This window comes from Mycobacterium sp. 1165178.9, assembly GCF_001673555.1.
In the GTDB taxonomy this organism is placed as follows: domain Bacteria; phylum Actinomycetota; class Actinomycetes; order Mycobacteriales; family Mycobacteriaceae; genus Mycobacterium.
Window position 1 is genome coordinate 1 of sequence record NZ_LZMB01000423.1, and the last position, 26,426, is coordinate 26,426.

Here is a 26,426-nt window from a genome sequence, read left to right on the forward strand (position 1 = left end):
TGTGCGATCGCATTCCGAACACCGCGTGGATTGATCAGCACGCCCTGCCGCTGGACGGCGCGTACCACTGGCCCGCGCTCGCCGGCCAGGCCGTGCAGACAACCGGTTCGGCGCCCGGACCCCGGTTCCGGTTCGAGGAGTTGTGCGCCTCGCCGCCGATAACCCAGGATCCCCGCGACTCGGCCGTCGCGGCCCGCTCGACGGTTCAGCATCCCGATGGACAGTGGCAACTGCACGCCCAGGTCCTGCACTGGCGGGGTGACACCGCCCGCGGTGGGACCGTCGCGACCACGGCCTTCAGCAATGCCGTGGCCGCTCTGCGAGCCTGCCAGCAGCGCGCACCGCAACAGTCACCGTCGCTGACCACCGACGAAGCGAATCGGATGGCCGCCGTGATCAGCGGCCCGGTGGTGATGCACACCTATCTGTTCGCCCACCCGGCCAGCAGCACGATCAGCGAGGTCACGTTCTGGTCCACGGCGCCGCCCCAGACGGCCTGGCCGGCGATCGCGGACGATCCGGTGCTCAATGCGATGAGCGCGCCCCTCTGCGAGGCCTACATTGCCTCGTGCCCGTGACCCCGAGCTGCGCTTTCGCCGGTAGAGTGGCGCCGGAAACGCCAATTGAGGAGGAGCGCCGGTGGCCCGGGTGATCGTAAGCGTGATGCCCAAAGCGGAGATTCTCGACCCGCAGGGTCAAGCGATTGTGGGCGCGCTCGGTCGCCTTGGACATCCGGGAATCTCAGAAGTGCGGCAAGGCAAGAGGTTTGAGCTCGAAGTGGATGACAGTGTCGACGATTCTGCGCTCGCCGAGATCGCGGAATCGCTGTTGGCGAACACCGTGATCGAAGACTGGACGATCAGCCGGGAGAAGCCGTGACGGCACGCATCGGGATCATCACATTTCCCGGGACGCTCGACGACGTGGACGCCGCCCGCGCGGCTCGGCGGGTCGGTGCCGAGGCGGTCAACCTGTGGCATGCCGACGCCGATCTGAAGAGCGTGGACGCCGTGGTGGTGCCCGGCGGGTTCTCCTACGGCGACTACCTGCGGGCCGGTGCGATCGCCAGGTTCGCCCCGGTGATGACCGAGGTGGTGGAGGCCGCGCGGCGCGGCATGCCGGTGTTGGGCATTTGCAACGGTTTTCAGGTGCTCTGCGAGGCCGGGCTGTTGCCCGGGGCGCTGACCCGCAATGTGGGTCTGCACTTCATCTGCCGCGACGTGTGGCTGCGGGTGGCCTCGACGTCGACCGCCTGGACGTCGCGCTTCGAGCCCGACGCCGACCTGCTGGTGCCGTTGAAATCGGGAGAGGGACGCTACGTGGCGCCTGCCGAGGTGATCGAGGAGCTCGAGGGCGAGGGGCGGGTGGTGTTCCGATACCACGAGAACGCCAACGGCTCGCTGCACGACATCGCTGGGGTCAGCTCCGCCAACGGCCGTGTGGTGGGTTTGATGCCGCACCCCGAGCACGCCATCGAGGCGCTGACCGGGCCGTCCGATGACGGCCTGGGCCTGTTCTATTCGGTGCTGGACGGCGTGCTCGCCGGCTGAGCGGAAACGCCTGCGGCATCCCGTAATTCGGCAAAGGACGCACCGATGGCCTCCGTCGCCTCGTGCGGATCGTTGAAGGTCCGGTCGTCGGTGAGCACCGCGACGCCGAGCCGGTCCACGTAACTCCACACGGTGATGTTGACCGGGGCGCCGGGCGACAGCACGCCGGTGGAATAGATCTCGCTGACGGCGGCGCCGCCGAAGTGGCCCCGCTCACGCGGCCCCACCACGCTGGACACCGCGACGTTCATCAGCTTGTTCGGGGCGTCGCGCAGGCCCAGCCACCGGAATGCCGCAGGGGCGAATGCGGTCGGAAGGTATGCCATCATCTTCCCGTAGAGCTCCGGGCCGAGGACTTCGTGGTCTTCCTTGGCGATCTTGGTGGCCAGGGCGACCAGCCGGGCCCTCTCCACGGGGTCGCCGACATGCACCGGCAGCGAGACCATCAGCCCGCTGATCTCATTGCCGGTGATGCGGTCCGACTTGTCGGTGGCCGTCGGCACCGAGGCGATGATCGGGCGGTCGGCCGCACCGTCATAAGCCAGCAACAGCGTTCGCAATCCGCCGGTCGCCATGGCCAACACCACGTCGTTCACCGTGATGCCCAACGCCTTTGCCGTCGCTTTCACCTCCGGAAGCGACAACGACGCGCTGGCGAACCAGCGCCGCGGCGAGACGAGATGGTTGAGGAACGTCGGCGGTGCGTCGAACGCGTCGGCCAGGTCGGGGTGGCCCCCGCGCTCCCGGGACCGGCGGCGCACCCGCATCATTCCGACGGCAGCGTCCTTGAGCAGCCCGGGCAGGGCGCCGATCTGCCGAACGTGGTCGCGGGCCGCCGCGCGCAGCAGGTCGGCGTTGGAGGTGGTGACGCCGGCTTCGTCGTTGTCACGCTCGTCGGTAAGCCCGTCGCGCAGATCCATTGCGCGCGCCAGCAGGTTGACCGACGCGACCCCGTCGGCCAGCGCGTGGTGCACCTTGCCGATCATGGCGAATCGGCCACCGGCCAGCCCCTCGGCGAAATGAAACTCCCACAGCGGACGACTGCGGTCCAGCGGAGTGGACGCCACCTCTCCGATCACCTGATCGAGCTCGCGCCTACCGCCGGGTGCGGGCACCCGCACTCGCCGCAGATGATAGTCCAGGTCGACGTCGCAATTCTCCTGCCACATCGGGTGATGCAAATGCCAGGGAATGTCAACAAGCTTGTAGCGCAACGGTTCTAGCAGATGAAGCCGACGACGCACGTGACGGCGGAACGCCTCGAAACCGAATTCTCCGTCGAAGTCGCCCGCGTCGATCACGGCCACCTTCAGCGTGTGGGTGTGCAGGTTGGGCGTCTCGCTGTAGAGCAGCATCGCGTCCATGCCGTTGAGTCTTTTCACACGCCACCTCCAGCGGCCCCGGATACCGTCAGCCCAGGATCGGGAACCGGCGCTCGCCGGCGAGCCGCTTGAGCGCGTCGTCCATGACGGCGCGCACGTGGGCGTCGACCTCGTCGACGTCGGGGTCATTGCCGAACAGGGCGGTGATGTCGATCGGTTCGAGAACCTCGGTGACGATCTTCGCCGGCAGGGGCACGTTGGGCGGGAAGATGACGCTCAAACCGAAGGGGAACCCGACGCTGATCGGCAGAATGTCGATTCGCGCTTTGGTCAGCCCCAGCTTGCGGGCCAGCCAGTTGCCCCGGGTAAGGAACAGCTGTGTCTCCTGGGCACCGATGGATACGGCCGGCACGATCGGCACCCCGGCTTCGATGGCGGTCCGCACGTAGCCGGTGCGTCCATTGAAGTCGACGGTGTTCGCGCTGAAGGTCGGCCGGTAGGAGTCGTAGTCGCCGCCGGGGAACACCAGCACCACCGCGCCGGAGTGCAACGCGGTCGCGGCGTTTTCGCGGCTGGCCTCGATCACGCCGAGGCGGCGCAACCAGCCGTCCAACGGTCCCATGAACAGCCCGTAATGGCCCAGCGTGTAGACGGGGCGGTCGTAGCCGAACCTGTTGTAGAAGGCCGGGGAGAAGATCAGCACGTCCGGGGTCAGCATGCCGCCCGAGTGGTTGGAGACCACCAAAGCCCCGCCCGAGGACGGGACGTTGTCGATGTTTCGCACCTCGGCCCGGTAGTACCGCTTGATGGCCGGTCCGAGCACCTTTGCCACCTGTTCGGTGAAAGCCGGATCCCATTTGGCGGTTTCGTGGTTGTCCGCCGCGTCAACACCGTTGCCCGTCATGGCTCCCCGCTGTCTGTTTCTGCTCTTGCTAGTTGTTGCCGGTGTGACGCCAGTCCCAAACCTGAGCCTCCAATCGGCATATGCTACTCTCCATTTAGGAGAATGTCATATCCGTTTGCTGGGAGGCCAGCGGCCGATGGGGGAGCATGTCCGAGAAGGTCCTGGTAACTGGAGGTTTCGGGCTGGTCGGCTCGCAAACCGTGCGCCGCCTGGTGGCCGACGGCCACCGCGTCGTCGCGACCGACCTGGGCACCGCCGCCCAGCGCAAAGCCGCGGCAGCGCTGCCGGCGGGCGCCGAGCCGCGCTGGGCGGATCTGACCGATCCGGGTCAGGTCGACCGGCTACTCGCCGAGACGTCGCCCACCGCCATCGTTCACCTGGCCGCGGTGATCCCGCCGGTGATCTATCGGCAGCCGGCGCTGGGGCGCCGTGTCAACGTCGACGCGACCGTCACGTTGCTGCGCGCCGCGCAATCGAGGCGTAGTCCGGTGCGGTTCATCCAGGCGTCGAGCAACGCCGTGTACGGCGCGCGCAATCCGCACCGGCATCACGAGCTGCTACGCCCGGACTCCCCGACGAACCCGGCCGACCTCTACGGCGCTCACAAGGCCGAAGCGGAACAGCACCTCCGAGCATCGGATTTAGAGTGGGTCATCCTGCGGCTGGCCGGAGTGATCAGCGTCGAACCGGACGCCATGCCGTTCAGCGTGGATGCGTTGTTCTTCGAAAGCGCCCTGCCGGCCGACGGCCGCATCCACACCGTCGACGTCCGCGACGTTGCGCGGGCATTCGCCGCTGCGGTCACCGCCGACGTCGCCGGTGAGACGCTGCTGATCGCCGGCGACGAATCGCACCTGCTGCGGCAAGGCGACGTTGGTAAGGCACTGGCCGCAGCCCGCGGTCTGGTCGATGTCTTGCCCGTCGGTCGGCCGGGCGATCCGGACAGCGACGACGACTGGTTTGTCACGGACTGGATGGATACGGTTCGCGCCCAGCAGGTTCTGCAATTCCAGCACCACTCGTGGCCGGACATGCTCACCGAGATGCGAGCCGCCGCCGGGTGGCGACGGTACCCCATGCGGCTGATCTCGCCAGTGGCGCGACGGTTCCTCAAAAGCCGTGCGGCCTACCGGGATACGCCTGGACGCTACGCCGACCCGTGGGGCGCCATCCGGGCCAGGCTGGGTGACCCGCGCCCGGATGCTCCGGCTGGTGGGTAGCCCGCCCGCACTTCAGCCGGCGTCGCGCAGCAACGGCCGTTCGATGGGCGGCAATTCGACCGGGGGATTCAGTTCCTCGAACAGCTCGATGACATCCGCGATGGTTTCGTCGACGAAGGCAGCGAATTCGTTAAAGCGAACGTCATTTCGGATCCATTGCGACTTGCGGGCCATCACGCCGATGCGCTGGGGATCCGACGAACCGTGCACGATCGCAGTGACCTGGCGGTCGAGACCGTTCCACCGATCGCAAAAGTGCGTCACCCAGGGACGATCGGCCGCCGGGAAATAGCATCCGGGGTTGACGCGGATGATCAACACGTCGTCATGCGCGGGCGAGATCTCGAAGTGAACGTGCAAGCGCCGTGGGGCGTTGCTGACGAAGAAGTATTCGCCGTCGTGGTGGCCGCGAAAATACCGCCGCCCGCGGGTGCGCAGGTAACGTTCGACCAGGTTCGCGCACAGCTGCTCATTCGTCATGTGTTCGATGGTGCGGCCTGTGACTTTGGGAATGCTTGGAGCCAAGCCAAGCGGCACCGAAGAATCGGTTGAGAATTCGCTGAGTGCGGCCCGCCCGTGCGGGGGTTTGACCCGAGCTCAGGTGGACTCCGGGCGTTCCGCGATGCCGGCGCCGGGGCTGGGCACGGTGCGCGGCGGCCTGACCGAAAACGTGTACCGCTCGCGACGGTAGTGAGATTCCACCCCATGAGATGTCAAGACGTCCTCTCCACTGGCGTAAAGTGACGCTCCCGGGCGCGGGCGGAACTCGTTAGACGGATTACTCTGGTAGCGAATGGTTTTCGCGCGTGAGCAGCCCGATCGACTGGCGGGTACGGCTTTGCGCGGGTCAGGAGGGTCGAGGGTGGCGATCGCCGTGGAACGGTTCGACCACATTGTCCTGAATTGCCGCGACGTCGACGCCACCGCCGCGTGGTACGAGCGTGTGCTGGGCATGCGGCGCGAGACGTTCGGGTCGTCGCAGCGGACGGCGCTGCGCTTTGGGGATCAGAAGATCAATTTGCGACCCGTCGGCGCGTTGGCCGACGATCCCGACTGGTTCACCGGATCGGTCGAGGCCGCCGGTTCCGAAGACCTGTGCTTCGTCACCCGTGCCAGCCCCGATGACGTCCGCACCCACCTGGCCGCGTGCGGAGTGGAGGTGATCTGCGGACCTGTGACAAAGGTGGGGGCGCTCGGCCAGATGACGTCGCACTACTGCCGTGACGTCGACGGCAACCTGGTCGAGATCGCGGTCTACTGAGGGTCGGCCAGCGGATACAGGGCGGGAAGATTGATCACGATGGCTTCTTGGCTGCTGCGCGCGATCACCACCTCGGCGGTGGTGTTGGGGTCGGGGTTTTCCTCCCGGTGCGGTAGGTACGGCGGGATGAAGACGTAGTCGCCGGGCGACGCGGCGATGCGGACCTCTCCGCTGCCGTCATGAAAGACGAACTCCGGGTTGCCACTGCGGACATAGATGGCGGTCTCGGAGTCGCCGTGATGGTGATTGTCCGACGCCGATCGGGGCGCCGCGTGCGTCTCGCCCATCCAAAGCTTCTCCGCGCCGACCGAGCTGCCGGATAGGGCGGCGAAGCGCCGCAGCCCCTCCGATTGTGCTGTGTCGGAGCTGATCTCCGACGCCTTGACGTGACGTACCTTGTTGCGCACGACCGACGTTGCCGAGTCGTCGAAGTCTGGATGGAATCCGTCCGAAGTGCTCATGGCTCAATTATCGTCCGGGGCGTCCCGGTACGCCTCGAGCAGTCTCAGCCATAGCTCGCTGATCGTCGGGAAGCACGGCACGGCGTGCCACAGCCGGTCGACGGGCACCTGGCCGGCGACTGCGATGGTGGCCGAGTGCAGGAGCTCGGCCACCCCCGGGCCCACCATCGTCACGCCGAGCAGATGGCCGCGATCCACGTCGACCACCATCCGCGCGCGGCCCGTGTAGCCGTCCGCATAAAGCTCGGCCCCCTTCACCACATCGCCGATTTCGATATCGACTGTGCGGACCCGGTACCCGGCCTGTTCGGCCTGCTGAGCCGTCAATCCGACGGCCGCGGCTTCAGGATCGGTGAAGAATGCCTGCGGCACCGCATGATGGTCGGCGGTCGTCGCATGCGCGCCCCACGGTTTGGTGTCCAACGTCTTTCCCGCCGCACGGGCGCCGATGGCCGCACCGGCAATGCGGCCCTGATACTTGCCCTGATGGGTGAGCAGGGCCCGGTGATTGACGTCGCCCGCCGCGTACAGCCAGCCGTCCTCGACGGCACCGCGCACCAGGCAGGTGTCGTCCACCTCGAGCCAGCTGCCCGGCCTCAATCCCACTGTCTCCAAACCGATGTCGTCGGTCAGCGGCGCGCGACCGGTGGCGAAGAGCACCTCGTTGACCCGCAACTCGGTGCCGTCGTCCAAGTCGAGGACAACATGGGAAGCGTCCGGTCGGCGCATCGCGCGCACCGACACCCCCATCCGCACGTCGACGCCGTTCTCGGTGAGGCCCCGCCCGATCAGTTCACCCACGAAGGGCTCCATCCGCGGCAGCAGTCCCGAACCTCGCACCAACAGGGTCACCTGGGAGCCCAATCCCTGCCACGCCGTGGCCATTTCGACGCCCACGCCGCCGGCGCCGACGACCGCCAGCCGCTCCGGGACGGCGCTGCTATCGGTGGCCCGCCGGTTGGTCCAAGGCCCCGCCTCGGCGAGGCCAGGCAAGTCGGGCAGCGCCGCGCGGCTTCCGGTGCAGATGACCACCGCATGCCGTGCGGTCACGGTCAGCCGCTCGCTGTTGCCGTCGGTGACGACGACGCGGCGTGGACCTTCCAAGCGCCCGTGCCCGCGTAGCAGGGTCGCGCCGATCCCGCTCACCCAGTCGGCCTGGCCGCTGTCGTCCCAGTCGGTGACGTAGCGGTTGCGGCGGCCGAACACACCGTCGGTGCTGATCGGGCCAGTGACCGCCTCCCGCGCACCGTCGATCCTGCGGGTGTCGGAAAGCGCAATCACTGGGCGCAGCAATGCTTTACTGGGCACACACGCCCAATACGAGCACTCGCCGCCGACGAGTTCGCGCTCGACCAGAGCAACACGCAGTCCTGCGGCTCGGGCTCGTTCGGCGGCGTTTTGGCCGATCGGGCCCGCGCCGAGCACCACGACGTCGAAGTCTCCTGCGTCAGCTGCTGCCATGGTCGACGACCCTTTCGCTAGGTGGCCACGGCGCCCGGCCGCGCTTTGTGGATTTATCGGAGTTTGACGAGTCGCTCGGCGAGCTGACGCACATCACGGGCGACGATCTCCGGCTGAGGCAGGCCGTCGACCGGCAGCGGCGCATTGCCGCGCCGCGTGATGAGAGCCCCACTGAATCCGGCATTCTGCGCACCGATGGTGTCCCACACATGTGCGGCGACCATCATGCAATCGGACGGAGCCACCCCGAGGGTCTCGCATACGTACCGATACACCGCGGGCGAGGGCTTGAACATGCTACGTGCATCGACGCTCAATTGGTGTTCGAAATATTCGCCCAGCCCGGAATTCTGCAGTGCCGTCGGGCCATCCGGATTGGGCGGAGAGTTGCTCAGGGTAACCAGTCGAAACCCGTTGTCGCGCATGGCGACGAGTCCTTCGGCGGCATCGGGATGTGCCGGCATGGTGAGCAGTGCTGTCTTCAGGCGGTCCAGATCGCCGTCGGTGATGTCCACCTGGTAGATGTCGCCCAGCATGCGCAGCACCCCCTGGGCAAGGACCGGAAACGTCACGTAGTTGCCGGCCAGCGTGATGGACATCGAGTACATGATCAGTTGCGCGAACCATTCACGCAGCAGCCGTTCGTCACCGAACAACTCACCGAAAAGCGGTGCGATGGACTCGATGTCGAGCAACGTCTCGTTGACGTCGAAGACGAGGACCGGCGGTGTTGGCATGGCTAATGCTCATCATCCTTCCCTTGGGGTATATCCGGTCGTAGATACCCCACGAGGCACAGCACAATCAGCGACATCGCGGCCACCGGCCACCACAGGGCAACCAGCGCCGCGGTCACGAATACCCCGAGCGTGATGAACGACCTCATCTGCAGCATGCGTCGCATCCGCGCCGAAACGTCCTCGTGGGTACGGCGATCGACCGCTTCCCAGCACAACGCCAGGTAAGTGATGTTGACCAGGACGAAGACCGCGGCGTACGAGGACACCGGTGCTGGGGCGAGCCTGCTGTCGGCGATCCATTCGGTGGTGAACGGGATCAGCGAAACCGAAAACAGGTGAGCGAAGTTCGACCAGACCAACCGCGGTGTCGCGACCTGCGCGTAGTTCAACACGTGGTGGTGGTTGACCCAGACGATGGCGATGAACAGGTAGCTGACCACATAGCTGAGTCCGGTGGGCCATAGCGGCAGGAGGGCGCCGAACCCATGCGCGCCCGGCGGCCTGAGAGCCAACACCAGGATCGTGATGAGTACCGCGAAGACGCCGTCTGAGAATCCGCGCACCCGTTCGGGAGTGGTGTCTCGTTCCGCCACCGCTACCTCCCCATCTCTCGCAATGCGCGCGAGCCGCTTTCATGCCGGCTGATGGTTCCGCTCCTGCACCACCCAAGCATTGCCGTCGGGATCGCGGAAGTCGGCGAAGCTCGCATAGTCTCCGCGATCCGGATCGGGACCCGGGAGGAACTTGCCGCTCCAGCCGCCATCGGTGTCCTTGTGGCGTATCTCGCTCACGGTTATGCCGCGACCGATCAGCTCGGCCCGGCAGGCCTCGATGTCGGAGACCACAAGGTATAAGCCCCGCACGGAGCCACTCGGCGCATCGGTCAGGCCCACGCCGAATTGTATTGAGGTGGCAGACCCTTCGGGCGTTAACTGGATGACCCGGAACTCGTGTGTGGGCGCGTAATCGACGTCGAGGTGGAAGCCAACCCGGTCACGGTAGAACCGCAACGACTGATCGGGATCCGCGACGGGCAGGATCACGACCTCCAACGACATCCTCATGGTGCGCTCCCGGCCGGGTTCTTCCCTAAGATCTCCGCTGTGTCGAGTCCTCGATCCACGCCGTGTGGAATGACGGTCTGGCCGGGCTCGAGTTGAAGTTGCTTGCCGTCGAGGTGAACATCGATCTTGTCCGGCTCGAAGGACACCAGATTGCGGACCCGTGCGACCTCCGTCCAAGCGTCGACGTAAGACCATGCCGCGCGCTGGTGGCTACCGATGTCATAGTAGGAGCAGATTCCCTTATACGGGCAAAAGGTCTCGATATCAATCGGTTCGAGGGACGACTCATCGATGTCCTCGCGCGGCACGTACCATCTGGGCGCAAAGCCGGACTCGTACAGCGCCAGCGGGCGATGGGTATCGGCGATCACTCGGTCGCCATCCTGGACAACGAGATGTCTTGCAGTGGAACGGATGTCGATGCGGTGATAGGCGTCAGCGGCGTGTCCGACGATACGTTCCTCTTCCTCGTAGAAGGCGTCCATGGCACGCCAAGCAAATGCCACCCGGCCCTGGAGTACCGCTGCATGGGCGGGCAGCCCGGTGTGCTCCCAGGCGCTGTGGTTGGTCTCGCGTCCTGATGCGTTTACGGTGAACCACTGGGTGGCCCCGAGGTCACGGTGCTGCGTCACCCGGTCTTCGGCAAGCAGCGTTCCCTCTTCGATATCGCCGCGGGGAAAGTAGGCGACCGGGTAGCGACCCGGCTCGTGTAAGAGGACCACATCCTCGGCGTCGGCGATCCACCGATCCGCGAAGCGCACCCGCATCCGGCGACGCAACGGCTCAGCGAACAGTAGCCGCGGTGGCATCGGCTGTTCGGTCAGAAAGTGTCCGAGCGATCCCGTCGCGAGCGGGCCTTGCTGCCATGCCAAACCCATGTGAAGCCGTCCCTTCTTCAAAATCGTTCGCGCAGTGGTGGTTCGCGGATGCGAATCACTCCATCACGACGACAAGCTTTCCTCCGGCTTCGCCCGCCTCTGCGACACGATGCGCTTCGCGGATTTCGTCAAAGGAGAAGATCCGCGCCGGTGCCGCGTCGAGCTTGCCATCGATTATCTGCTGGGCGATCTCACCGAACGGCACATCCGATACCGGGAAGCCGGGATTCCCGAACACGGGGCTGGCGAAAAAGCTGAAGCTCACGCCGCTAGCCATTCGTGCGAGTGGATTGAAGTCGCCGATGGGTTCCAGACCACCCAGCCATCCGGCGAGGCAGGCGGTACCGCCGCGGCGCAGCATGTCCAGCGAGTCGAGGATGGTGCTGTTACCGACGAGATCGAGGACGGCGTCGATGCGGTTGGCTTCCGCGATGTGGGCGGCAAGGTCGCCGCGCTCTACCTCGACACGGGCCGCACCCAGCTCCTCGAGCATGCCGAAGCGTTCACGAGTGCGTGCGGTGGCAATGATCGTCGCGCCGGTGATCACCGCCATCTTCAGTGCGGCCTGGCCCAATGCGGAGGTGGCGCCGCGGATCACCAACGTTTGTTCCGCGGTCAAGTTCAGGTTGCGGTACAGGCACGTCCACGCCGTTGCGTAGGTTTCCGGCAGCGCCGCCAGCTGCGACCACGGCAGGGCGGATTCGATGAGCGCGACGTTGGCGGCGCGCACGCGAGTGTATTCGGCGTAGCTACCGTTGATGGTGCGCCCGAGACCGCCCATCAGCGCCACGACCTTGGCGCCGATCGGGAATTCCCCACCCGGACACGAGTCCACGACGCCCACACATTCGATCCCGCTGACCTCGGCCGCCTCCGCCCATTCCCCGCGACGCATATGGATCTCGGCGTGATTGATGCCGAAACCCTTGACCGCAATCACGACTTCGCCGTCCTTGGGCAGCGGCTTGGGGATGTCGGTGTAGACCAGGCTGTCCAGGCCGCCGAACTTTTCCAAGACGATCGCCCGCATGGTTGGCCCGCCGGATTGCTCGCGTACGACCGCCGGCGCGGTCGGCAGTTGAGGTGACTCGAGCATGGACATTGACCGCCTCTTTCACAGTGTTGGCGGGCGACGACGCCGGGTGGCCGTCACAAATAATGGGCCAACTGACCCATTATTATGTTCGTGGACCCTTATGTCCAGCGGATGTCACAGCTCAAGATTTGCGCCGACCGCGAGATGCGGATCGACCTGTGCACGGCGGCGGTTGCGCAGCGAAGGAGCGGACGTAGTCGACGGCGGCATTGACGGCGACCCGCAGCGGTTGCGGCTCGCCGGTGACGTGAGTGAGCATCGCGCCGCCCTGATGTGCGGCGACCAGCGACACGGCCAAGTGCCGCGGGTCGGCGTCGGCGCGCAGGTCGCCTCGGTCGTGCATCGCCTCGAGGCCCTCGCGAAACAGTTCGATCCATTGGTCGTAGCCGGCTGCCAGATCGTTGTGGATTTCCTTGTCGGCCTCGAGCAGCTCGCCCACCAAGGATCCGTAGACGCAACCTCCGACCCGGTATACGGCCTCGATGTCCGATACACAGGCGTCGGCCCACGCCTGCAGGGCATCAAGGCTGTCGAGAGCGGCGAACTGCGGCCGAGTGTGGAAGGTCCGCAAGTCATTGCGGCGCACGTCGACGACCTGCCGGGTCAAGTCGCGCTTATCGGTGAAGTAATGCGAGATCTGCGATCCGCCCACCTCGGCGGCGCGCCGAACCTGGTCGATGCTGGTATTGGCCACGCCACGCTCGAACATCAGCCGGGCCGCAGCGTCGATGATCCGCGCGCGCGTGGCCATTCCCTTGCGAGTGAACCGCGAAGAGGGCCGTTCGGTCATGTCGTCACCTTCGACAGCCTCAGCCGGCTCGTTGCGCCGGCCGACGCCCCCGCGACCCGCGCGGTGGGCGGGGCGCTCGCTCGGCGCTGTCGGTGGCGAACATGCGTAGATAATTCACCGCGAAACGCGTCGCGTCTGCGTGCGGCCATTCCTTTTGATAGGTGAACGTCAAGATTCCACCTCCTTGATGCGCGGTGATGATCACCAGGGCGAGCTGGCGCGGATCGGCGTCGCGAACCAGCAGCCCGTCGTCTTTCATTCGCGCAATTGCCTTCTCCAACAAGTCGATCCATTGCCGGTAGCCGGCCGCCAACTCCTCGCGTGTTGCGTCGTCTGATTTCGCGAGCTGGCCCGCGAGGGCGTGATAGGTGGGGGTGCCCAAGTAGCCGATGCGCCGCAGGTAGCGCATGTTGAGATCGATCCACCGCTCGAAGTCGTCGAACGAGCCCAGGCCCCGGAGGGTGGACTGGCGGTGAAAGTCCAAGACCACGCCGATCTGGCGCCGGATCACCGCCCGTATCAGCGCCGCTTTGTCGGCGAAATAGTGGGCTAATTGCGAGCCGCTGACCGAAGCCGCCCGGCGCACGTTGTCCATGTTGGACGCGGACAGTCCCTCGGCGACGATCAACTGGGCGGCGGCCTGCACGATCCGGTCACGGGTGGCACGCCCCTTGGCGGTCAACCGTTGTTCGTCACGAACATCGGGATGGGCCATCGCGTCAGGCTAACCCGGGAGCGCCCCCATTTATGGGATCTCCAGCCCATACAGCGGATCAGGCCTTGACCCGCTGGGCGAGGAAGTTGCGGATCAGCGGGACGACCTCATCGAGCGCGGACTCCAACAGAAAGTGCCCGCCGTCGAGCAGATGTATTTCGGCGTCGGGGAGGTCGTCGGCGAACGCCTCGGCGCCGGCCGGCCCGAAGATCTCGTCGCCGCGGCCCCACACCGCGAGCAGCGGCACCCTGCTGGCCCGGAAGTATTCGTGCAAACGGGGGTACAGGGGCGCATTGGTGGCGTAGTCACGAAAAAGCTTGAGCTGCACCAGGTCGTTGCCTGGACGGGAGATCAGCGCGTAGTCGTGATGCCAGGATTCGGGATCGACCAGCGTCTCATCAGCCACGCCGGTGACGTATTGCCAACGGGTCGCATCCAGCGTGAGGAACTGCCGCACCGGCGCCTCGGTGCCGGGCGTCTGCTCCTGTTGATACGCCTGCACGACCTTCCAGAAGCTCTCGATGAATCCCGCGTCGTAGCCATTGCCGTTCTGGCTGATGATCGCAGTGATCGCAGCCGGCTCGCGCAGCGCGAGCCTCCAGCCGATCGGCGCGCCGTAGTCCTGGACGTACATGGCATACCGGTCGACCCCCAGGCTTCGCAGCAGACCCGCCGTGAGGTCGGTCAGCGCATCAAACGTGTAGTCGAACTCCTCGACCGGTGGGGCGTCGGAAAGCCCGAAGCCGAGGTGATCCGGGGCGATGACGCGGTAACGGTCGGCGAGGGCCGGGATCAGATGGCGGAACATGTACGAGCTGGTGGGAAACCCGTGCAAGAGAAGCAGCGCGGGAGCAGAGGGTTCGCCGGCCTCACGGTAGAAGAGGCGACGGCCGTCGACGGTGGCGTATCGATGATGAACAACGGGCATGACATCGCTCCTGAAGCAACGTAATTCACGCGCGGGCGCCGCAGCGGCGTCCGACGGAGAATTGACGGAACCCAATTCACAGTTATGGGTTATATGACCCATTATGCACCATGCCTGCGGCGTGAAACACCCCTTGGGCCGGAGATGTTGCCGGGCGGATCGGCCTGCCATATTCTGGGCGAACCATCCCAGTTGGGCGACTCGTGCAATGGCGAGCTAGTTCGAGGTGACACAGTGGGCAGGCTTGTTTCGGTTAACGTGGGCATGCCGAAGAACGTCCCGTGGCGGGACAAAACGGTCTACACCGGGATATGGAAGGCTCCGGTCGAGGGACCGGTCATGGTGCGCCGGTTGAACATCGACGGCGACGGCCAGGGTGACCTCGCCGGCCACGGCGGGGAACAGCGCGCGGTGATGGTGTACCAGAGCGAATCCTACGACTTCTGGAAGACCTACCTGGGTCGCGACGACCTACGACCCGGTCACTTCGGGGAGAACTTCACCGTCACCGGGCTGGCCGACGACGATGTCTGCATCGGCGACCGCTACCGCATCGGCGACGCCGAGTTCGAGGTCACCCAGCCGCGTGTCACCTGTTTTCGCGTCGGCATGCGTCTCGACGAACCCGACATGCCCAATCTGTTGGTGTCTGCACATCGGCCGGGCTTTTACTTCCGCGTGATCGCCGAGGGTCGTGTGCGCGCCGGCGACGACATCGTGCGCACCCAACGGGGCCGTCACGAGCTCAGCGTGGCCGACGTGGACGCCCTGCTCTACCTACCCGACCGCGATGTCGAAATGTTGCGCAAGGCCATTGACGTTCCGGCGCTCAGTCCGGGCTGGCAGCAGTCCTTCCATGAGCTGCTGGCCGCGCACGAGGGCAAGGCAGCCGCGGTGGCACCAGCCCTACCGGGATGGACGGGATTTCGTAACCTGCGGGTCACCGAGACCCGCAGGGAGAGTTCACAAGTGCTCTCGATCAGGCTCGAGGCCGAGGACCATGGTCCGCTACCGCCGGCGCTTCCCGGCCAGTACCTGACGGTCAAGATCACCGGCGCCGGAGAGCCCGCGCCGCTGCGCAGCTACTCCCTTTCCGACGATTCTTCGACCGGTTCCTACCGCATCAGCGTCAAGCGCGAGGACCACGGTGTGGTGAGCCGATGGCTGCACGCGCACATTCGACCGGGTTCGGTAATAACGGCGGCCGCCCCGCGCGGCGATTTCTACCTCACCGATCACGACGGTCCGGTTGTCCTGTTCTCCGCCGGAATCGGGGCGACGCCGGTCCTGGCGATGCTGCATGCGCTGTCCGTGGCCGGCAGTCGGCGCAACATCTGGTGGCTGCACACCACCCGCAATCGCGAAACCCAGGCTTTCTCAGAAGAGGTCACAACACTCATCGAGTCGTTGCCGCACGCCACGCAACAGGTCTTCTACACCGAAGCGCAGGGCCGCCTACGCCGAGAGTCCGTCGCGACATTGGGGCTGCCCACCGATGCCACCGTCTACCTATGCGGTCCAACGCAATTCATGGCGGATATGCGCGACGACCTGGTCGGCATGGGATTCGACCCGAACCACATTCACAGCGAGCTCTTCGGCGCGCTGCCGGCAATCAACCCGGGTATCGTCGAGACCGGCGCGCGCAAGCCACCCCACCCCCCGGCCGGACCGCGTGGCACCGGACCAGCGATCACCTTCGCGCGCAGCGGATTAACGGTCAACTGGTCACCCCGCTACCCGAGCATCCTCGACCTTGCCGAAGCCTGCGACGTGCCCACCCGCTTTTCCTGCCGAAGCGGCGTGTGTCACGTCTGCCTCACCGGAATTGTTGACGGGACGGCCACATACGTCCAACAGCCGCTGGAGCCGCCCTCGGACGGGTCGGTCCTGATCTGCTCGGCGGCCCCCGAAACCGATGTGGTGCTGGACCTCTAGTACCTACGCGGCAATCGCTCGCTGGCCTCCGGTCGCGTGCAAAATCGCGCCGTTGACATAGCTGGCGTCCGGAGAGGCGAGGAAGACCACGGCACTGGCGATTTCGCCCGCGTCGGCCACTCGCTGCAACGTGGTGATCGCCGCAACAGTGTCGAGGACGCCCGGCAAGGCGGCGGCCCCCGGAGTTTCGGTAGGCCCCGCGGCCACCGCATTAACCCGCACACCCGACTCGCCGAACTCATCGGCCCACACGCGGGTCAGCTGCTCCAAGCCGGCTTTTGTCGCCCCGTAGACCCCCGCGCCGCGGGTTGCCACCGACGCGGCCAGGGTGCTCACATTCACCACGGCACCGTTACCCCGGGCGGCCATGGCCGGCACCAACTGCTGCACCAGGATGTACGGCGCACGCAGGTTGACGTTCACGTGTTCGTCGAAGGTCGCGTCGTCGGTGTCCGCGGTCGGGCCGAATTCGTAGATGCCGGCATTGTTGACCAGGAGGTCCACCTGTCCCGCCTCGGCGGCCAATCGTCGCACATCGTCGGCGTCGTTGAGATCTGCGGCTACGAAACGGGCCTTCCCACCGCCGTTTTCAATGTCGCGAACGGTTTTGGCGCCGCGTTCGGCATTGCGGCCCTGCACCACGACCTCGGCGCCGCGAGCCGCGAGCTGCAGTGCTATTTCCCGGCCGATACCCGATGTGGCGCCGGTCACTAATGCGGTCGAACCGGCCAAAGTTGTTGCCATCGAAACCCTGCCTCCAAGAGAGAAGTTCAGTTGCTCTCCGGGTAAGCAAGGGCTTGCGGGTAAATATTCCTACGGGTTGAGGGGAACGGAGGCCTCGGCGGTGTAACACAGGAAGGTCAGCGTTTCCTGGAGATACAGCTGCACGGTGTCCGCGTCATGGCTGGTGTACCCGATCGACACGTCGTGCCCGAGTTGCAGATCGAAGTCACCGCCGCGGGTGGTCAGCACGAAAGCGCCGTCGATGGCCGGCGCCCAGATGATGTCGCCGGGAACCAGCCGATCGATGTGTTCGAGGATCGGGTAGCCGTGTTCGGTCGTTTCGCTGACCCGTGTGTAGACGTCGGCGGACAGCAGCACCGAGTAGGGACCGTCTACACCGGCCAGCCGAAGTTCGGAGATCGCCTGAGTGATGACGTCGGGAATCTCACGCGGATCCGCCGGCAGGGTCAGCGACTTGTTCGAGCTGGCGGAGCGGATGCCCTCGATCGACGCCGCGGCGTAGCCCTCGAAAATGGCCCGGTCTTCCACGAACGCCAGCTTCTTGGCCGCTTCCTTGACCGGGTCCCAGTCCGAATCGTTGGCGCCGCGCTCGACGTTGTCGATCTCGTAACGTGACAGGGTGAACGGAACCCGCAGTCGGACAAGCGGTTTGCTTTCCCGCAGATGAGCCTCCACGCCATCGGTGGGTGACGCGACGTTGGCGAGCCGACCGGTGCTGATCGCGGCGGTGACCGGTCCGCCGGGCTCGCTGACGTCGACGACCCGACGTCCCGCGATGTGACGTTTGAAGGTGCGGGTCGCCTCCAATTCGATTTCTTCCCAAGCGGCTTCGGTGACCGGTGCCAGGTCGCGGTAGAGGTTGTTCATGAACTTGTTCCTTTCAGGCTGCCGATCGAAAGTGAGCCGTTCTGTGCAGCAGGCGTTTCCGCCAACGGCGCTGCGGGAAGGGGTGGTGGGTCGTCGAGAAAGTCGAGGGTGGGGGAGAAGAACAATCCGCCGGTGATGGCCGTGGAAAAGTCGAGGATGCGGTCGGTGTTGCCCGGCGGATCGCCGAGGAACATGTTGCGCAGCATGCGTTCGGTGACTTGGGGCGTACGCGAATAGCCGATGAAGTACGTGCCGTATTCGCTTTTGCCCAGCTCGCCGAACGGCATGTTGTGCCGCACGATTTTCAGTTCGGTGCCGTCGTCGTCAGTGATCACGTTGAGGGCGATGTGGGCGTTGCCTGGCTTGACGTCGTCGTCGAACTCGATGTCATCGAGCTTGGTGCGGCCGATCACGCGCTCCTGCTCGGTGACTGAGATCGAGTTCCACGCAGACATGTCGTGCACGTACTTCTGCACGTGCACGTAGCAAGAGCCGGCGAAGTCGGGGTCCTCTTCGCCGATCGCGGTGGCACTCGTGGCCAGCGCGCCGTCCGGGTTCTCGGTGCCGTCAACGAACCCGAGTAAGTCGCGGTTGTCGAAGTAGCGAAAGCCATGCACCTCGTCCACCACGGTGACAGCACCGGACATGGATTTGAGGATCCGGCCGGCCAGTTCGAAGCAGACATCCAGGCTTTCGGCCCTGATGTGGAACAACAGATCCCCGGGCGTGGCGGGAGCGGTGTGCCGCGGTCCGTTCAGCTCAAGGAACCGATGCAGTTCGGCGGGGCGGGGTCCGGAGAACAGGCGATCCCAGGCGTCGGAGCCGATCGAGGCGATCGCCGACAGCCGTTTCTGCGGTTCGCGAAATCCGATCGCGCGCACCAGTCCGGGAATGTCGGGCAACGCGTCGTGCACCGCCGCCTCCCCGCCCTCGTCGATGGTCACCACCAGGAAGATCGCCGCGGGCGTCAACGGCGCGAGGATGGGTTGCGGCTGGACGGGAGGCACGTTGGTGACCCTAGCGTGGCGACGGTGAGCGCCGGAAGCGGCGCGAGCAAGGAGCGCGCAATCGACCCTAGCGTGAACTGCATGACGGCGGACAGCCATGATGTTCAACATGCCCGGCGGGCCTGGAAACCAGGCGAAGTCCTCAGCGAGTGCGCAAGGACTCTGCGATTTCATAGACGCCTCTCCGTCGCCATTTCACGTGTGCGCCACGGCGGCCGCTCGGCTGATCGCTGCCGGATACACCGAACTGATCGAGGCTAAACGCTGGCCGTCCGAGCCCGGGCGCTACTTCACGGTGCGGGCGGGCTCGCTGGTCGCCTGGAATTCGGAAGGCGCTCACGGACCCTTCCGAATCGTCGGGGCGCACACCGACAGTCCCAACCTCCGGGTCAAGCAGCACCCCGACCGGGTGGTGGCGGGCTGGCGGGTGGTGGCGCTGGAGCCCTATGGGGGCGCGTGGCTCAACTCGTGGCTGGATCGCGATCTGGGAATCAGTGGGCGCCTGTCTTTGCGCGCGGACGGCGAAGACGGCGGTGTCGCACACCAGCTGGTGCGGATCGACGAACCGATCCTTCGGGTGCCGCAGCTGGCCATCCATCTGGCCGAGGACCGCAAGGCGGTGACACTGGATCCGCAGCGGCACGTCAACGCGGTATGGGGCGTCGGGGATACGACGCGGTCTTTCGTCGATTTCGTCGCGGAGCGCGCCGGAGTCGCCGCGACCGACGTGCTGGCCGCCGATCTGATGACCCACGACCTGACTCCCGCCACGGTGGTCGGCGCCGACGCCAGCCTGCTGAGTGCGCCTCGGCTGGACAACCAGGCCAGTTGCTACGCGGGGCTGGAGGCACTGCTGGCCGTGGAACGGGCCGAGGCCTATCTGCCCGTGTTGGTGGTCTTCGATCACGAGGAGGTCGGATCGTCGTCGGATCACGGCGCGCAATCCAATCTGCTGGGCGCCGTGCTCGAGCGAATCGTGCTGGCGGCGGGCGGTAGCCGCGAGGACTACCTGCGCTTGCTGCCGGCCTCGTTGCTCGCGTCGGCGGACATGGCGCACGCCACGCACCCCAACTACCCGGAGCGGCACGAGCCCAGCCACCAGATCGCGGTGAACGCCGGGCCGGTGCTCAAGGTGCACCCGAACCTGCGCTACGCCACAGACGGCCGCACCGCCGCGGCGTTCGCGCTGGCCTGCCGGCAGGCCGGAGTCGCCGTGCAGCGCTACGAACACCGGGCCGACCTGCCGTGCGGATCGACGATCGGACCGTTGACCTCGGCGCGGACGGGCATCCCCACCGTCGACGTCGGCGCCGCGCAGCTGGCGATGCACTCCGCGCGCGAGTTGATGGGCGCACACGACGTGGCCGCTTACTCGGCCGCGATGCAGGCTTTTCTGTCACCCAGCTGACCTACGATCCGGCCATGGCGCTAAACGTAGAAATGGTCACGTTCGACTGCGGCGATCCGGACGGGCTGGCCGGCTGGTGGGCCGAACAATTCGACGGCGAGACGCACGTCATCCTCGCCGACGAGTTCACGGCGGTGACCTTCCCGCAAGGGTTGCGGCTCGGGTTCCAGAAGGTGCCCGACCCGACGCCCGGCAAGAACCGCGTGCACCTCGATCTGAGCGCGGCCGACGTCGACGCCGAGGTGTCGCGGCTGACGGCGGCCGGGGCGACCGAGGTCGGCCGGCACCAGTTCGGCGACAGCTTCCGCTGGGTGGTCCTCGCCGACCCCGAGGGCAACGTCTTCTGCGTGGTGCGGCAGTAGCCGCGGGTCGCAGTCCAGCCCGGGTCCCCCAGCGGCTCGGCCAACTCGGCGTCCAGGGTGCGTCCAGCCCTAGACTGTCTGGCGTGACAGTCTCCGGGACGAGTGCGCGCACCCAGGCCATCGACACCGTCGAGCACGCCGCCACCACTCCCGACGAGCCGCAACCGTTCGCCGAGCTGGGCCTCAAAGACGACGAATATCAGCGGATCCGCGACATCCTGGGCCGCCGGCCGACCGACGCCGAGCTGGCGATGTACTCGGTGATGTGGAGCGAGCATTGCTCCTACAAGTCGTCCAAGGTGCACCTGCGGTACTTCGGCGAGACCACCACCGACGAGATGCGGGCCGGCATGCTGGCCGGCATCGGCGAGAACGCCGGCGTCGTCGACATCGGCGACGGCTGGGCGGTCACCTTCAAAGTCGAGTCGCACAACCACCCGTCTTACGTCGAGCCCTACCAGGGCGCGGCCACCGGAGTCGGCGGGATCGTCCGCGACATCATGGCGATGGGCGCGCGACCCGTCGCGGTGATGGATCAGCTGAGGTTCGGCGCGGCCGACGCGCCGGACACCCGCCGCGTGCTCGACGGCGTGGTGCGCGGCATCGGCGGCTACGGCAATTCGTTGGGCTTGCCCAACATCGGCGGCGAAACCGTGTTCGATGCCTGCTACGCCGGCAACCCGTTGGTGAACGCCATGTGCGTCGGCGTCCTGCGCCAGGAGGATCTGCACCTGGCCTTCGCCTCGGGCGCCGGCAACAAGATCATCCTGTTCGGTGCCCGCACGGGGCTGGACGGCATCGGCGGGGTCTCGGTGCTGGCTTCGGACACCTTCGACAGCGAGGGTTCGCGCAAGAAGTTGCCCTCGGTTCAGGTCGGTGACCCGTTCATGGAGAAGGTGCTCATCGAGTGCTGCCTCGAGCTGTACGCCGGGCACCTGGTGGTCGGCATCCAGGACCTGGGTGGTGCCGGATTATCTTGCGCCACTTCGGAATTAGCCTCAGCTGGCGACGGCGGGATGGCGATCCGGCTCGAAACCGTGCCGCTGCGCACCACACAGATGACGCCCGCGGAGATCCTGTGCAGCGAGTCCCAGGAGCGGATGTGCGCCGTGGTGACCCCGGAAAACGTCGACGCCTTCCTCGCGGTGTGCCGCAAGTGGGACGTGCTGGCCACGGTGATCGGCGAGGTCACCGACGGCGACCGGTTGCAGATCACCTGGCACGGCCAGACGGTCGTCGATGTGCCGCCGCGCACCGTCGCCCACGAAGGGCCGGTCTACCACCGCCCGGTCGCCCGGCCCGATACGCAGGACGCACTGAACGCCGACAGCTCGACCCGGTTGCCACGACCGGCCACCGGTGACGAACTGCGCACCACTTTGCTTGCGCTGCTGGGTAGTCCGCACCTATGCAGCCGCGCATACATCACCGAGCAGTACGACCGGTACGTGCGCGGCAATACCGTGCTGGCCGAGCACGCCGACGGCGGTGTGCTGCGCGTCGACGAATCCACCGGCCGTGGCATCGCCCTGTCCACCGACGCGTCCGGCCGCTATACGAAGCTGGATCCCTACGCCGGGGCCCAGCTCGCCCTGGCCGAGGCCTACCGCAACGTCGCCGTCACCGGAGCGGCCCCGGTCGCGGTTACCAATTGCCTGAATTTCGGTTCGCCAGAAGACCCCGGAGTGATGTGGCAGTTCTCAGAGGCGGTGCGGGGGCTGGCCGACGGCTGTGTGGCCCTGGGGATTCCGGTGACGGGCGGCAACGTCAGCTTCTACAACCAAACGGGCTCGGCGGCGATCCTGCCCACCCCGGTGGTAGGGGTGTTGGGCGTCATCGATGACGTCGCCCGGCGCATCCCCACCGGCCTGGGCACCGAGCCGGGGGAAACCCTGATGCTGCTTGGCGATACGCGCGACGAGTTCGATGGTTCGACCTGGGCGCAGGTGACCGCCGATCATCTGGGTGGGCTGCCGCCCCAGGTCGATCTGGCCCGCGAGAAGCTGCTGGGCGAGGTGCTGCATTCGGCATCGCGCGACGGCCTGGTGTCCGCGGCCCACGACCTGTCCGAAGGCGGCCTCGCGCAGGCCGTCGTCGAAGCCGCCCTGGCCGGCGAAACCGGCTGTCGCATCGTGCTTCCCGAGGACGCCGACCCGTTCGTGGCGTTGTTCTCCGAGTCGGCGGGTCGCGCTTTGGTGGCGGTGCCACGCACCGAGGAAAGCCGGTTCCGGTCGATGTGCGAGGCGCGGGGACTGCCCGCGGCGCGCATCGGCGTCGTCGACCAGGCCTCCGGCGCGGTCGAGTTCCAGGGGCTGTTCACGGTTCCGCTGACCGAACTGCGCGAGACTTCCGAGGCGGTGCTGCCCCGGCTCTTCGGATGAGCGCCCGCAGCGAATCCTGATGTCTGCCAGGCGTTTCCGTCGGACTGGCGCGTTGTCCTTGGCCGCCGCGCTGATCGGCTGGAGCTTCGTCAGCCCACGGCTGCCGGCGTCGTGGCGGACGGTGCTGCAGGCCGGCGTGGGCGGCGTGCTGGTGTGGGTGACGGGTGCGCCTCTGGGCCTGGGCCCGCCCCGGCTATGGGCCGGCTTGCGATTGGGGTCGCCGGCCGCGTTCTCCGTGGCGGGTACGGTCGCCGCGACGACCATGCTGGCACCCGTGCGCCGATCGATGGCCGACCGCCGGCCACCGGCGACGGCGCCGGAGTGGCTGCTGTTGCGGATACCGGTGGGCACGGTGTGGTCGGAGGAGTCCGCGTTTCGGGGGGCGCTGTCCACCGCGGGCGCCGCTGCTTTCGGTGCGCGCGGTGGACGACTATTGCAGGCCTGCGCTTTTGGCCTGTCGCACATCGCCGATGCGCGCCCGACGGGTGAGCCGGTCGCGGCCACCGTGTTGGTCACCGGAATCGCCGGCTGGGTGTTCGGTTGGCTGGCCGACCGTTCCGAAAGCCTGGCCGCACCCATGCTGGCGCATCTGGCCGTCAACGAAGCCGGTGCCATCGCCGTGCTGGCCGTCCGGTCGTCGAAGCGCTGATCGCGATCAGGGATTGATGGTGTGGTCACCGAGTTGGCGGCCCCACACGAAATCGACCGCGAGTGGCGAGCCGACTTCGAAGTGGTTGTAGGGGGCCATGCTCGCGCCGGTGTCCATCACCAGGAACGGGGCGGGCCACAGTTCCCGGGTGATCTTTTGCCAACAGCCCGCTCGTCCGCCGGGGCCGCCCCTGGCGTTGGTGCGGGGCAGGTTCTCCGGCCAGATGTACGGGTTGGGCGCGCCCGCAATGGCGCCCGAGGCGTGGGCGCCCAGCGAGTAGCCGTTATCGCCCAGCGCGTTGTGGATTCTGGGTGCGACCTCGTCGAAATTGTGTATCGTGCAATAGATTTCGGGGCTGTACTCGTCGAGCAGTTGGCTGCTGGGGACTAGGTCGGCGGCACCGCGGACGAAGGATGGCCCGCTGCGGCCCAAAACGTCGGCGCCGGCGTTGCCCAACCCGGCCGCCGCGAGCAGCGCGGCGTCGAGGTCGCGTTGCTGCGAGTCGAGTGTGCGCGCGGTCGTCATCGCGTGGTCGAGCGCGTCCCACAGGTCGGGTGAGGCGTGCGCGTAGGTATCGCCCAGGGCTGCCAGCCACCGAATGTCGTTGCGCAGGGCCGGCATTCGGGGGTTCAGGTCGTCGAGTACGGCGTCCCCCTGGGTCAGCGAGGCGCCGAACTTCTCGCCCATTCCGGTCAACGCCTGGGCGGCCGCACTGAGCGTAAGGTTCACCTTGACCGGATCGACTTTCTCCGCGATCGAGGTGAGCGTCTCGAAAAGGGTGTTGAATTCGGTGGTCACCGACGTCGCCTCGATCACGATCGACGGTGTGACCCGTCGCGCCGCAGGGTGTTCCGGCGCACTCAACGCGACATATTTGTTGCCGAACACCGTGGTCGCCTTGACGGCGGCCGCCACGTTCGCCGGGATCTGGTCGGCGTATTTCGGGGTGATATCCAGGACTATCTTGGCGGCCGGCTTGCCGTCATGCGTGGTTTCCGAAATGCTGGCCACCCGGCCGATCTGCACCCCGTTGTAGGTGACCTTCGAGCCGGGGTCCATCACCAGGCCTGCCCGCGCGGCCACCATGGTCAACTTGGTGCTCGTGGTGAGGGCACCCCGAAATTGCAGGTACAGAAGCAACCCGATCAATCCCATGACCACGATCGTCACCAGGCCGGCGGTCTTGTACGGCCGCGACCTTGAGCGACGTGGCTCCATGATTTTGAGACCCTAAGGTATGGCCTCCCGCGACATAGCCGATCCGGCGAAGACCCGGCAGGCCCTACTGGCCATCGCGGACTGGCTTCGCGACGAATCCCGTCCGGCGCCCGACCGGCAGGAATTGGCGACGGCCGTGCGGCTGACCGCCCGCACACTGGCCGCGGTGGCGCCCGGGCGGAGCGTGGAGCTGCGCATCCCCCCTTTTGTCGCGGTGCAGTGCATCGCCGGGCCCACGCATACCCGGGGCACGCCGCCCAATGTGGTGGAAACCGACCCGCGCACCTGGCTGCTGCTGGCCACCGGAAAGTTGTCGTTCGCCGAGGCGCAGCCCACAGGTGCGCTGCGTCTATCCGGGTCGCGAGCCGGTGAGATTGGACACTGCCTGCCTCTGTTCGATATAGGCTGAACATAACCCTGAACTGCAGGTTTAGGTGTTTTTCGTGGGAATTCGTCGCTCAACACGCCCGGCGGATTCGTCGGCGCGCCGACGCTGCCCGTAGACTCCGTTACGTCACCAACCGTTCCCCGGGGAGCTGCCTAATCGTGACCGTCCAAGAACCCGAAGAGGACTTCAACGCACCCCGTGAAGAATGCGGTGTATTCGGGGTCTGGGCCCCTGGGGAGGACGTCGCCAAACTCACGTATTACGGCCTGTACGCGCTGCAGCATCGCGGCCAGGAAGCCGCCGGCATCGCGGTAGCCGATGGATCCCAGGTGTTGGTCTTCAAGGACCTCGGCCTGGTGAGCCAGGTGTTCGACGAGCAGACGCTTGGTGCCATGCAGGGCCACGTCGCCATCGGCCACTGCCGCTACTCGACCACGGGCGACACGACGTGGGAAAACGCGCAGCCGGTCTTTCGCAACACCGCGGCCGGAACCGGGGTTGCGTTGGGGCACAACGGCAACCTGGTCAACACCGCCGAGCTTGCCGCCCGCGCCCGCGACGAGGGCCTGATCGCCAAGCGCGCCCCGGCGCCGGCGACGACGGACTCCGACATCTTGGGCGCGCTGCTGGCCCACGGCGCGGCGGACGCCACCCTGGAGCAGGCGGCGCTGGATCTGCTGCCGACCGTGCGCGGCGCCTTCTGCCTGACCTTCATGGACGAGAACACCCTGTACGCGTGCCGCGATCCGCATGGGGTGCGGCCGCTTTCGCTCGGCCGGCTCGACCGTGGCTGGGTGGTGGCGTCCGAAACGGCGGCCCTCGACATCGTCGGCGCGTCGTTCGTGCGCGACATCGAACCCGGTGAATTGCTGGCGATCGACGCCGACGGCGTCCGCTCCACCCGGGTTGCGTGGACCGACCGGCCGGCGATCGTGCTGTCCGGTCGTGCCAGGTAGACGTACTCGAATACGCAGCCCTTGGGAGTGGGATTGGCGAACCGGGTGGAGCGGACGCCGTCGGCGTCGATCGCCAGCAATTCACCGGGTTCGATGTCGCGCACGAACGACGCGCCGA

At 66.5% G+C, this 26,426-nt stretch carries 28 protein-coding genes and 1 pseudogene; 12 read left to right on the forward strand and 17 right to left on the reverse strand.

Annotation, left to right across the window (positions count from 1 at the left end):
* The 3 genes from A5652_RS18370 to purQ all read left to right on the forward strand — a co-directional run.
* On the forward strand, nt 1–578 hold a 578-nt coding region (locus A5652_RS18370), incomplete at its 5' end, for an ATPase (RefSeq protein ID WP_067354561.1).
* A gap of 61 nt (nt 579–639) precedes the next feature.
* Complete coding sequence (purS, locus tag A5652_RS18375) at nt 640–879, forward strand: phosphoribosylformylglycinamidine synthase subunit PurS (protein WP_067354564.1); 240 nt, start codon at nt 640–642, stop codon at nt 877–879.
* Entirely contained in the window at nt 876–1,550 is a 675-nt protein-coding gene (purQ, locus tag A5652_RS18380) for a phosphoribosylformylglycinamidine synthase subunit PurQ (protein ID WP_067354569.1), read from the forward strand. The genes purS and purQ overlap by 4 nt, the downstream gene beginning before the upstream one ends.
* Here the strand turns inward: purQ and A5652_RS18385 are convergent.
* Both A5652_RS18385 and A5652_RS18390 read right to left on the reverse strand, forming a co-directional pair.
* Complete coding sequence (locus A5652_RS18385) at nt 1,517–2,932, reverse strand: wax ester/triacylglycerol synthase family O-acyltransferase (RefSeq protein ID WP_197514009.1); 1,416 nt, start codon at nt 2,930–2,932, stop codon at nt 1,517–1,519. The two genes, purQ and A5652_RS18385, sit on opposite strands and share 34 nt — an antisense overlap.
* A gap of 28 nt (nt 2,933–2,960) precedes the next feature.
* Nucleotides 2,961–3,776 carry a lysophospholipid acyltransferase family protein gene (locus tag A5652_RS18390; RefSeq protein ID WP_067354574.1) on the reverse strand — a complete coding sequence of 272 codons (816 nt, stop codon included), beginning with the start codon at nt 3,774–3,776 and terminating at the stop codon, nt 2,961–2,963.
* A 146-nt stretch (nt 3,777–3,922) separates the two neighbouring features.
* Between A5652_RS18390 and A5652_RS18395 the strand changes: the two genes are divergently transcribed.
* Complete coding sequence (locus tag A5652_RS18395; RefSeq protein WP_067354578.1) at nt 3,923–4,996, forward strand: NAD(P)-dependent oxidoreductase; 1,074 nt, start codon at nt 3,923–3,925, stop codon at nt 4,994–4,996.
* Between the two features lie 12 nt (nt 4,997–5,008).
* On the opposite strand, the gene A5652_RS18400 is transcribed toward A5652_RS18395, so the two are convergent.
* Nucleotides 5,009–5,476, reverse strand: coding sequence for a hypothetical protein (locus tag A5652_RS18400; RefSeq protein WP_067354582.1), 468 nt, complete (start codon nt 5,474–5,476; stop codon nt 5,009–5,011).
* Nucleotides 5,477–5,858: 382 nt separating this feature from the next.
* Here A5652_RS18400 and A5652_RS18410 point away from each other — a divergent pair, with 382 nt between their 5' ends.
* Complete coding sequence (locus A5652_RS18410) at nt 5,859–6,257, forward strand: VOC family protein (protein ID WP_067354588.1); 399 nt, start codon at nt 5,859–5,861, stop codon at nt 6,255–6,257.
* On the opposite strand, the gene A5652_RS18415 is transcribed toward A5652_RS18410, so the two are convergent.
* The 10 genes from A5652_RS18415 to A5652_RS18460 all read right to left on the reverse strand — a co-directional run bounded on the left by A5652_RS18415 (nt 6,251) and on the right by A5652_RS18460 (nt 14,390).
* Nucleotides 6,251–6,718 carry a cupin domain-containing protein gene (locus A5652_RS18415; protein WP_067354592.1) on the reverse strand — a complete coding sequence of 156 codons (468 nt, stop codon included), beginning with the start codon at nt 6,716–6,718 and terminating at the stop codon, nt 6,251–6,253. The genes A5652_RS18410 and A5652_RS18415 overlap by 7 nt on opposite strands.
* Before the next feature lie 3 nt (nt 6,719–6,721).
* Nucleotides 6,722–8,179: an NAD(P)/FAD-dependent oxidoreductase gene (locus A5652_RS18420; RefSeq protein ID WP_067354595.1), complete on the reverse strand. Its 1,458-nt coding sequence runs from the start codon at nt 8,177–8,179 to the stop codon at nt 6,722–6,724.
* 53 nt (nt 8,180–8,232) lie between these two features.
* Nucleotides 8,233–8,916: a haloacid dehalogenase type II gene (locus tag A5652_RS18425; protein WP_067354598.1), complete on the reverse strand. Its 684-nt coding sequence runs from the start codon at nt 8,914–8,916 to the stop codon at nt 8,233–8,235.
* A gap of 2 nt (nt 8,917–8,918) precedes the next feature.
* Nucleotides 8,919–9,512, reverse strand: coding sequence for a TMEM175 family protein (locus A5652_RS18430; RefSeq protein ID WP_232001237.1), 594 nt, complete (start codon nt 9,510–9,512; stop codon nt 8,919–8,921).
* A gap of 39 nt (nt 9,513–9,551) precedes the next feature.
* Complete coding sequence (locus A5652_RS18435) at nt 9,552–9,977, reverse strand: VOC family protein (RefSeq protein WP_067354601.1); 426 nt, start codon at nt 9,975–9,977, stop codon at nt 9,552–9,554.
* A gap of 2 nt (nt 9,978–9,979) precedes the next feature.
* Nucleotides 9,980–10,861: a DUF427 domain-containing protein gene (locus A5652_RS18440; protein ID WP_067354604.1), complete on the reverse strand. Its 882-nt coding sequence runs from the start codon at nt 10,859–10,861 to the stop codon at nt 9,980–9,982.
* A gap of 55 nt (nt 10,862–10,916) precedes the next feature.
* Entirely contained in the window at nt 10,917–11,963 is a 1,047-nt protein-coding gene (locus A5652_RS18445) for a zinc-binding dehydrogenase (protein WP_067354606.1), read from the reverse strand.
* Between the two features lie 115 nt (nt 11,964–12,078).
* Nucleotides 12,079–12,747, reverse strand: coding sequence for a TetR/AcrR family transcriptional regulator (locus A5652_RS18450; RefSeq protein WP_067354611.1), 669 nt, complete (start codon nt 12,745–12,747; stop codon nt 12,079–12,081).
* A gap of 19 nt (nt 12,748–12,766) precedes the next feature.
* Nucleotides 12,767–13,462 (reverse strand): TetR/AcrR family transcriptional regulator, encoded by a 696-nt coding sequence (locus A5652_RS18455; protein WP_067354616.1) that lies wholly within the window; start codon nt 13,460–13,462, stop codon nt 12,767–12,769.
* 58 nt (nt 13,463–13,520) lie between these two features.
* Nucleotides 13,521–14,390: an alpha/beta fold hydrolase gene (locus A5652_RS18460; RefSeq protein ID WP_067354620.1), complete on the reverse strand. Its 870-nt coding sequence runs from the start codon at nt 14,388–14,390 to the stop codon at nt 13,521–13,523.
* Between the two features lie 234 nt (nt 14,391–14,624).
* Here A5652_RS18460 and A5652_RS18465 point away from each other — a divergent pair, with 234 nt between their 5' ends.
* A complete protein-coding gene (locus A5652_RS18465) occupies nt 14,625–16,328 on the forward strand; it encodes an MOSC and FAD-binding oxidoreductase domain-containing protein (RefSeq protein WP_067354625.1) in 1,704 nt (567 codons plus the stop codon).
* A gap of 3 nt (nt 16,329–16,331) precedes the next feature.
* On the opposite strand, the gene A5652_RS18470 is transcribed toward A5652_RS18465, so the two are convergent.
* The 3 genes from A5652_RS18470 to A5652_RS18480 all read right to left on the reverse strand — a co-directional run bounded on the left by A5652_RS18470 (nt 16,332) and on the right by A5652_RS18480 (nt 18,946).
* Entirely contained in the window at nt 16,332–17,072 is a 741-nt protein-coding gene (locus A5652_RS18470) for an SDR family NAD(P)-dependent oxidoreductase (protein ID WP_067354628.1), read from the reverse strand.
* A 69-nt stretch (nt 17,073–17,141) separates the two neighbouring features.
* Nucleotides 17,142–17,939, reverse strand: coding sequence for a family 1 encapsulin nanocompartment shell protein (locus A5652_RS18475; protein WP_067354632.1), 798 nt, complete (start codon nt 17,937–17,939; stop codon nt 17,142–17,144).
* Complete coding sequence (locus A5652_RS18480) at nt 17,936–18,946, reverse strand: Dyp-type peroxidase (RefSeq protein WP_067354637.1); 1,011 nt, start codon at nt 18,944–18,946, stop codon at nt 17,936–17,938. The genes A5652_RS18475 and A5652_RS18480 overlap by 4 nt, the downstream gene beginning before the upstream one ends.
* A gap of 100 nt (nt 18,947–19,046) precedes the next feature.
* Here A5652_RS18480 and A5652_RS18485 point away from each other — a divergent pair, with 100 nt between their 5' ends.
* The 4 genes from A5652_RS18485 (at nt 19,047) to A5652_RS18500 (ending at nt 23,746) form a co-directional block, all read left to right on the forward strand.
* A complete protein-coding gene (locus A5652_RS18485; protein ID WP_067354668.1) occupies nt 19,047–20,354 on the forward strand; it encodes a M18 family aminopeptidase in 1,308 nt (435 codons plus the stop codon).
* Nucleotides 20,355–20,368: 14 nt separating this feature from the next.
* Complete coding sequence (locus tag A5652_RS18490; protein WP_067354641.1) at nt 20,369–20,716, forward strand: VOC family protein; 348 nt, start codon at nt 20,369–20,371, stop codon at nt 20,714–20,716.
* A gap of 83 nt (nt 20,717–20,799) precedes the next feature.
* A complete protein-coding gene (gene purL / locus A5652_RS18495) occupies nt 20,800–23,097 on the forward strand; it encodes a phosphoribosylformylglycinamidine synthase subunit PurL (protein WP_067354645.1) in 2,298 nt (765 codons plus the stop codon).
* A 19-nt stretch (nt 23,098–23,116) separates the two neighbouring features.
* A complete protein-coding gene (locus A5652_RS18500; protein WP_067354650.1) occupies nt 23,117–23,746 on the forward strand; it encodes a CPBP family intramembrane glutamic endopeptidase in 630 nt (209 codons plus the stop codon).
* Between the two features lie 6 nt (nt 23,747–23,752).
* On the opposite strand, the gene A5652_RS18505 is transcribed toward A5652_RS18500, so the two are convergent.
* Entirely contained in the window at nt 23,753–24,964 is a 1,212-nt protein-coding gene (locus tag A5652_RS18505; protein ID WP_067354655.1) for an MCE family protein, read from the reverse strand.
* 19 nt (nt 24,965–24,983) lie between these two features.
* On the opposite strand from A5652_RS18505, the gene A5652_RS18510 reads away from it, so the two are divergent.
* Entirely contained in the window at nt 24,984–25,373 is a 390-nt protein-coding gene (locus A5652_RS18510; RefSeq protein ID WP_067354660.1) for a sterol carrier family protein, read from the forward strand.
* Nucleotides 25,374–25,510: 137 nt separating this feature from the next.
* A pseudogene (locus A5652_RS18515) lies at nt 25,511–26,263 on the forward strand (amidophosphoribosyltransferase); the annotation flags it as partial.
* Between the last annotated feature and the right edge of the window lie 163 nt (nt 26,264–26,426).

Excerpts from the sequence above, each read along its gene's own strand:
- A5652_RS18390 (WP_067354574.1), bottom strand. The coding sequence starts at position 3,776 with ATGACGGGCAACGGTGTTGACGCGGCGGACAACCACGAAACCGCCAAA.
- A5652_RS18395 (WP_067354578.1), top strand. The coding sequence starts at position 3,923 with ATGTCCGAGAAGGTCCTGGTAACTGGAGGTTTCGGGCTGGTCGGCTCG.
- A5652_RS18400 (WP_067354582.1), bottom strand. The coding sequence starts at position 5,476 with ATGACGAATGAGCAGCTGTGCGCGAACCTGGTCGAACGTTACCTGCGC.
- A5652_RS18415 (WP_067354592.1), bottom strand. The coding sequence starts at position 6,718 with ATGAGCACTTCGGACGGATTCCATCCAGACTTCGACGACTCGGCAACG.
- A5652_RS18420 (WP_067354595.1), bottom strand. The coding sequence starts at position 8,179 with ATGGCAGCAGCTGACGCAGGAGACTTCGACGTCGTGGTGCTCGGCGCG.
- A5652_RS18425 (WP_067354598.1), bottom strand. The coding sequence starts at position 8,916 with ATGCCAACACCGCCGGTCCTCGTCTTCGACGTCAACGAGACGTTGCTC.
- A5652_RS18435 (WP_067354601.1), bottom strand. The coding sequence starts at position 9,977 with ATGTCGTTGGAGGTCGTGATCCTGCCCGTCGCGGATCCCGATCAGTCG.
- A5652_RS18440 (WP_067354604.1), bottom strand. The coding sequence starts at position 10,861 with ATGGGTTTGGCATGGCAGCAAGGCCCGCTCGCGACGGGATCGCTCGGA.
- A5652_RS18445 (WP_067354606.1), bottom strand. The coding sequence starts at position 11,963 with ATGTCCATGCTCGAGTCACCTCAACTGCCGACCGCGCCGGCGGTCGTA.
- A5652_RS18450 (WP_067354611.1), bottom strand. The coding sequence starts at position 12,747 with ATGACCGAACGGCCCTCTTCGCGGTTCACTCGCAAGGGAATGGCCACG.
- A5652_RS18455 (WP_067354616.1), bottom strand. The coding sequence starts at position 13,462 with ATGGCCCATCCCGATGTTCGTGACGAACAACGGTTGACCGCCAAGGGG.
- A5652_RS18460 (WP_067354620.1), bottom strand. The coding sequence starts at position 14,390 with ATGCCCGTTGTTCATCATCGATACGCCACCGTCGACGGCCGTCGCCTC.
- A5652_RS18470 (WP_067354628.1), bottom strand. The coding sequence starts at position 17,072 with ATGGCAACAACTTTGGCCGGTTCGACCGCATTAGTGACCGGCGCCACA.
- A5652_RS18475 (WP_067354632.1), bottom strand. The coding sequence starts at position 17,939 with ATGAACAACCTCTACCGCGACCTGGCACCGGTCACCGAAGCCGCTTGG.
- A5652_RS18485 (WP_067354668.1), top strand. The coding sequence starts at position 19,047 with ATGTTCAACATGCCCGGCGGGCCTGGAAACCAGGCGAAGTCCTCAGCG.
- A5652_RS18490 (WP_067354641.1), top strand. The coding sequence starts at position 20,369 with ATGGCGCTAAACGTAGAAATGGTCACGTTCGACTGCGGCGATCCGGAC.
- A5652_RS18500 (WP_067354650.1), top strand. The coding sequence starts at position 23,117 with ATGTCTGCCAGGCGTTTCCGTCGGACTGGCGCGTTGTCCTTGGCCGCC.
- A5652_RS18505 (WP_067354655.1), bottom strand. The coding sequence starts at position 24,964 with ATGGAGCCACGTCGCTCAAGGTCGCGGCCGTACAAGACCGCCGGCCTG.
- A5652_RS18510 (WP_067354660.1), top strand. The coding sequence starts at position 24,984 with ATGGCCTCCCGCGACATAGCCGATCCGGCGAAGACCCGGCAGGCCCTA.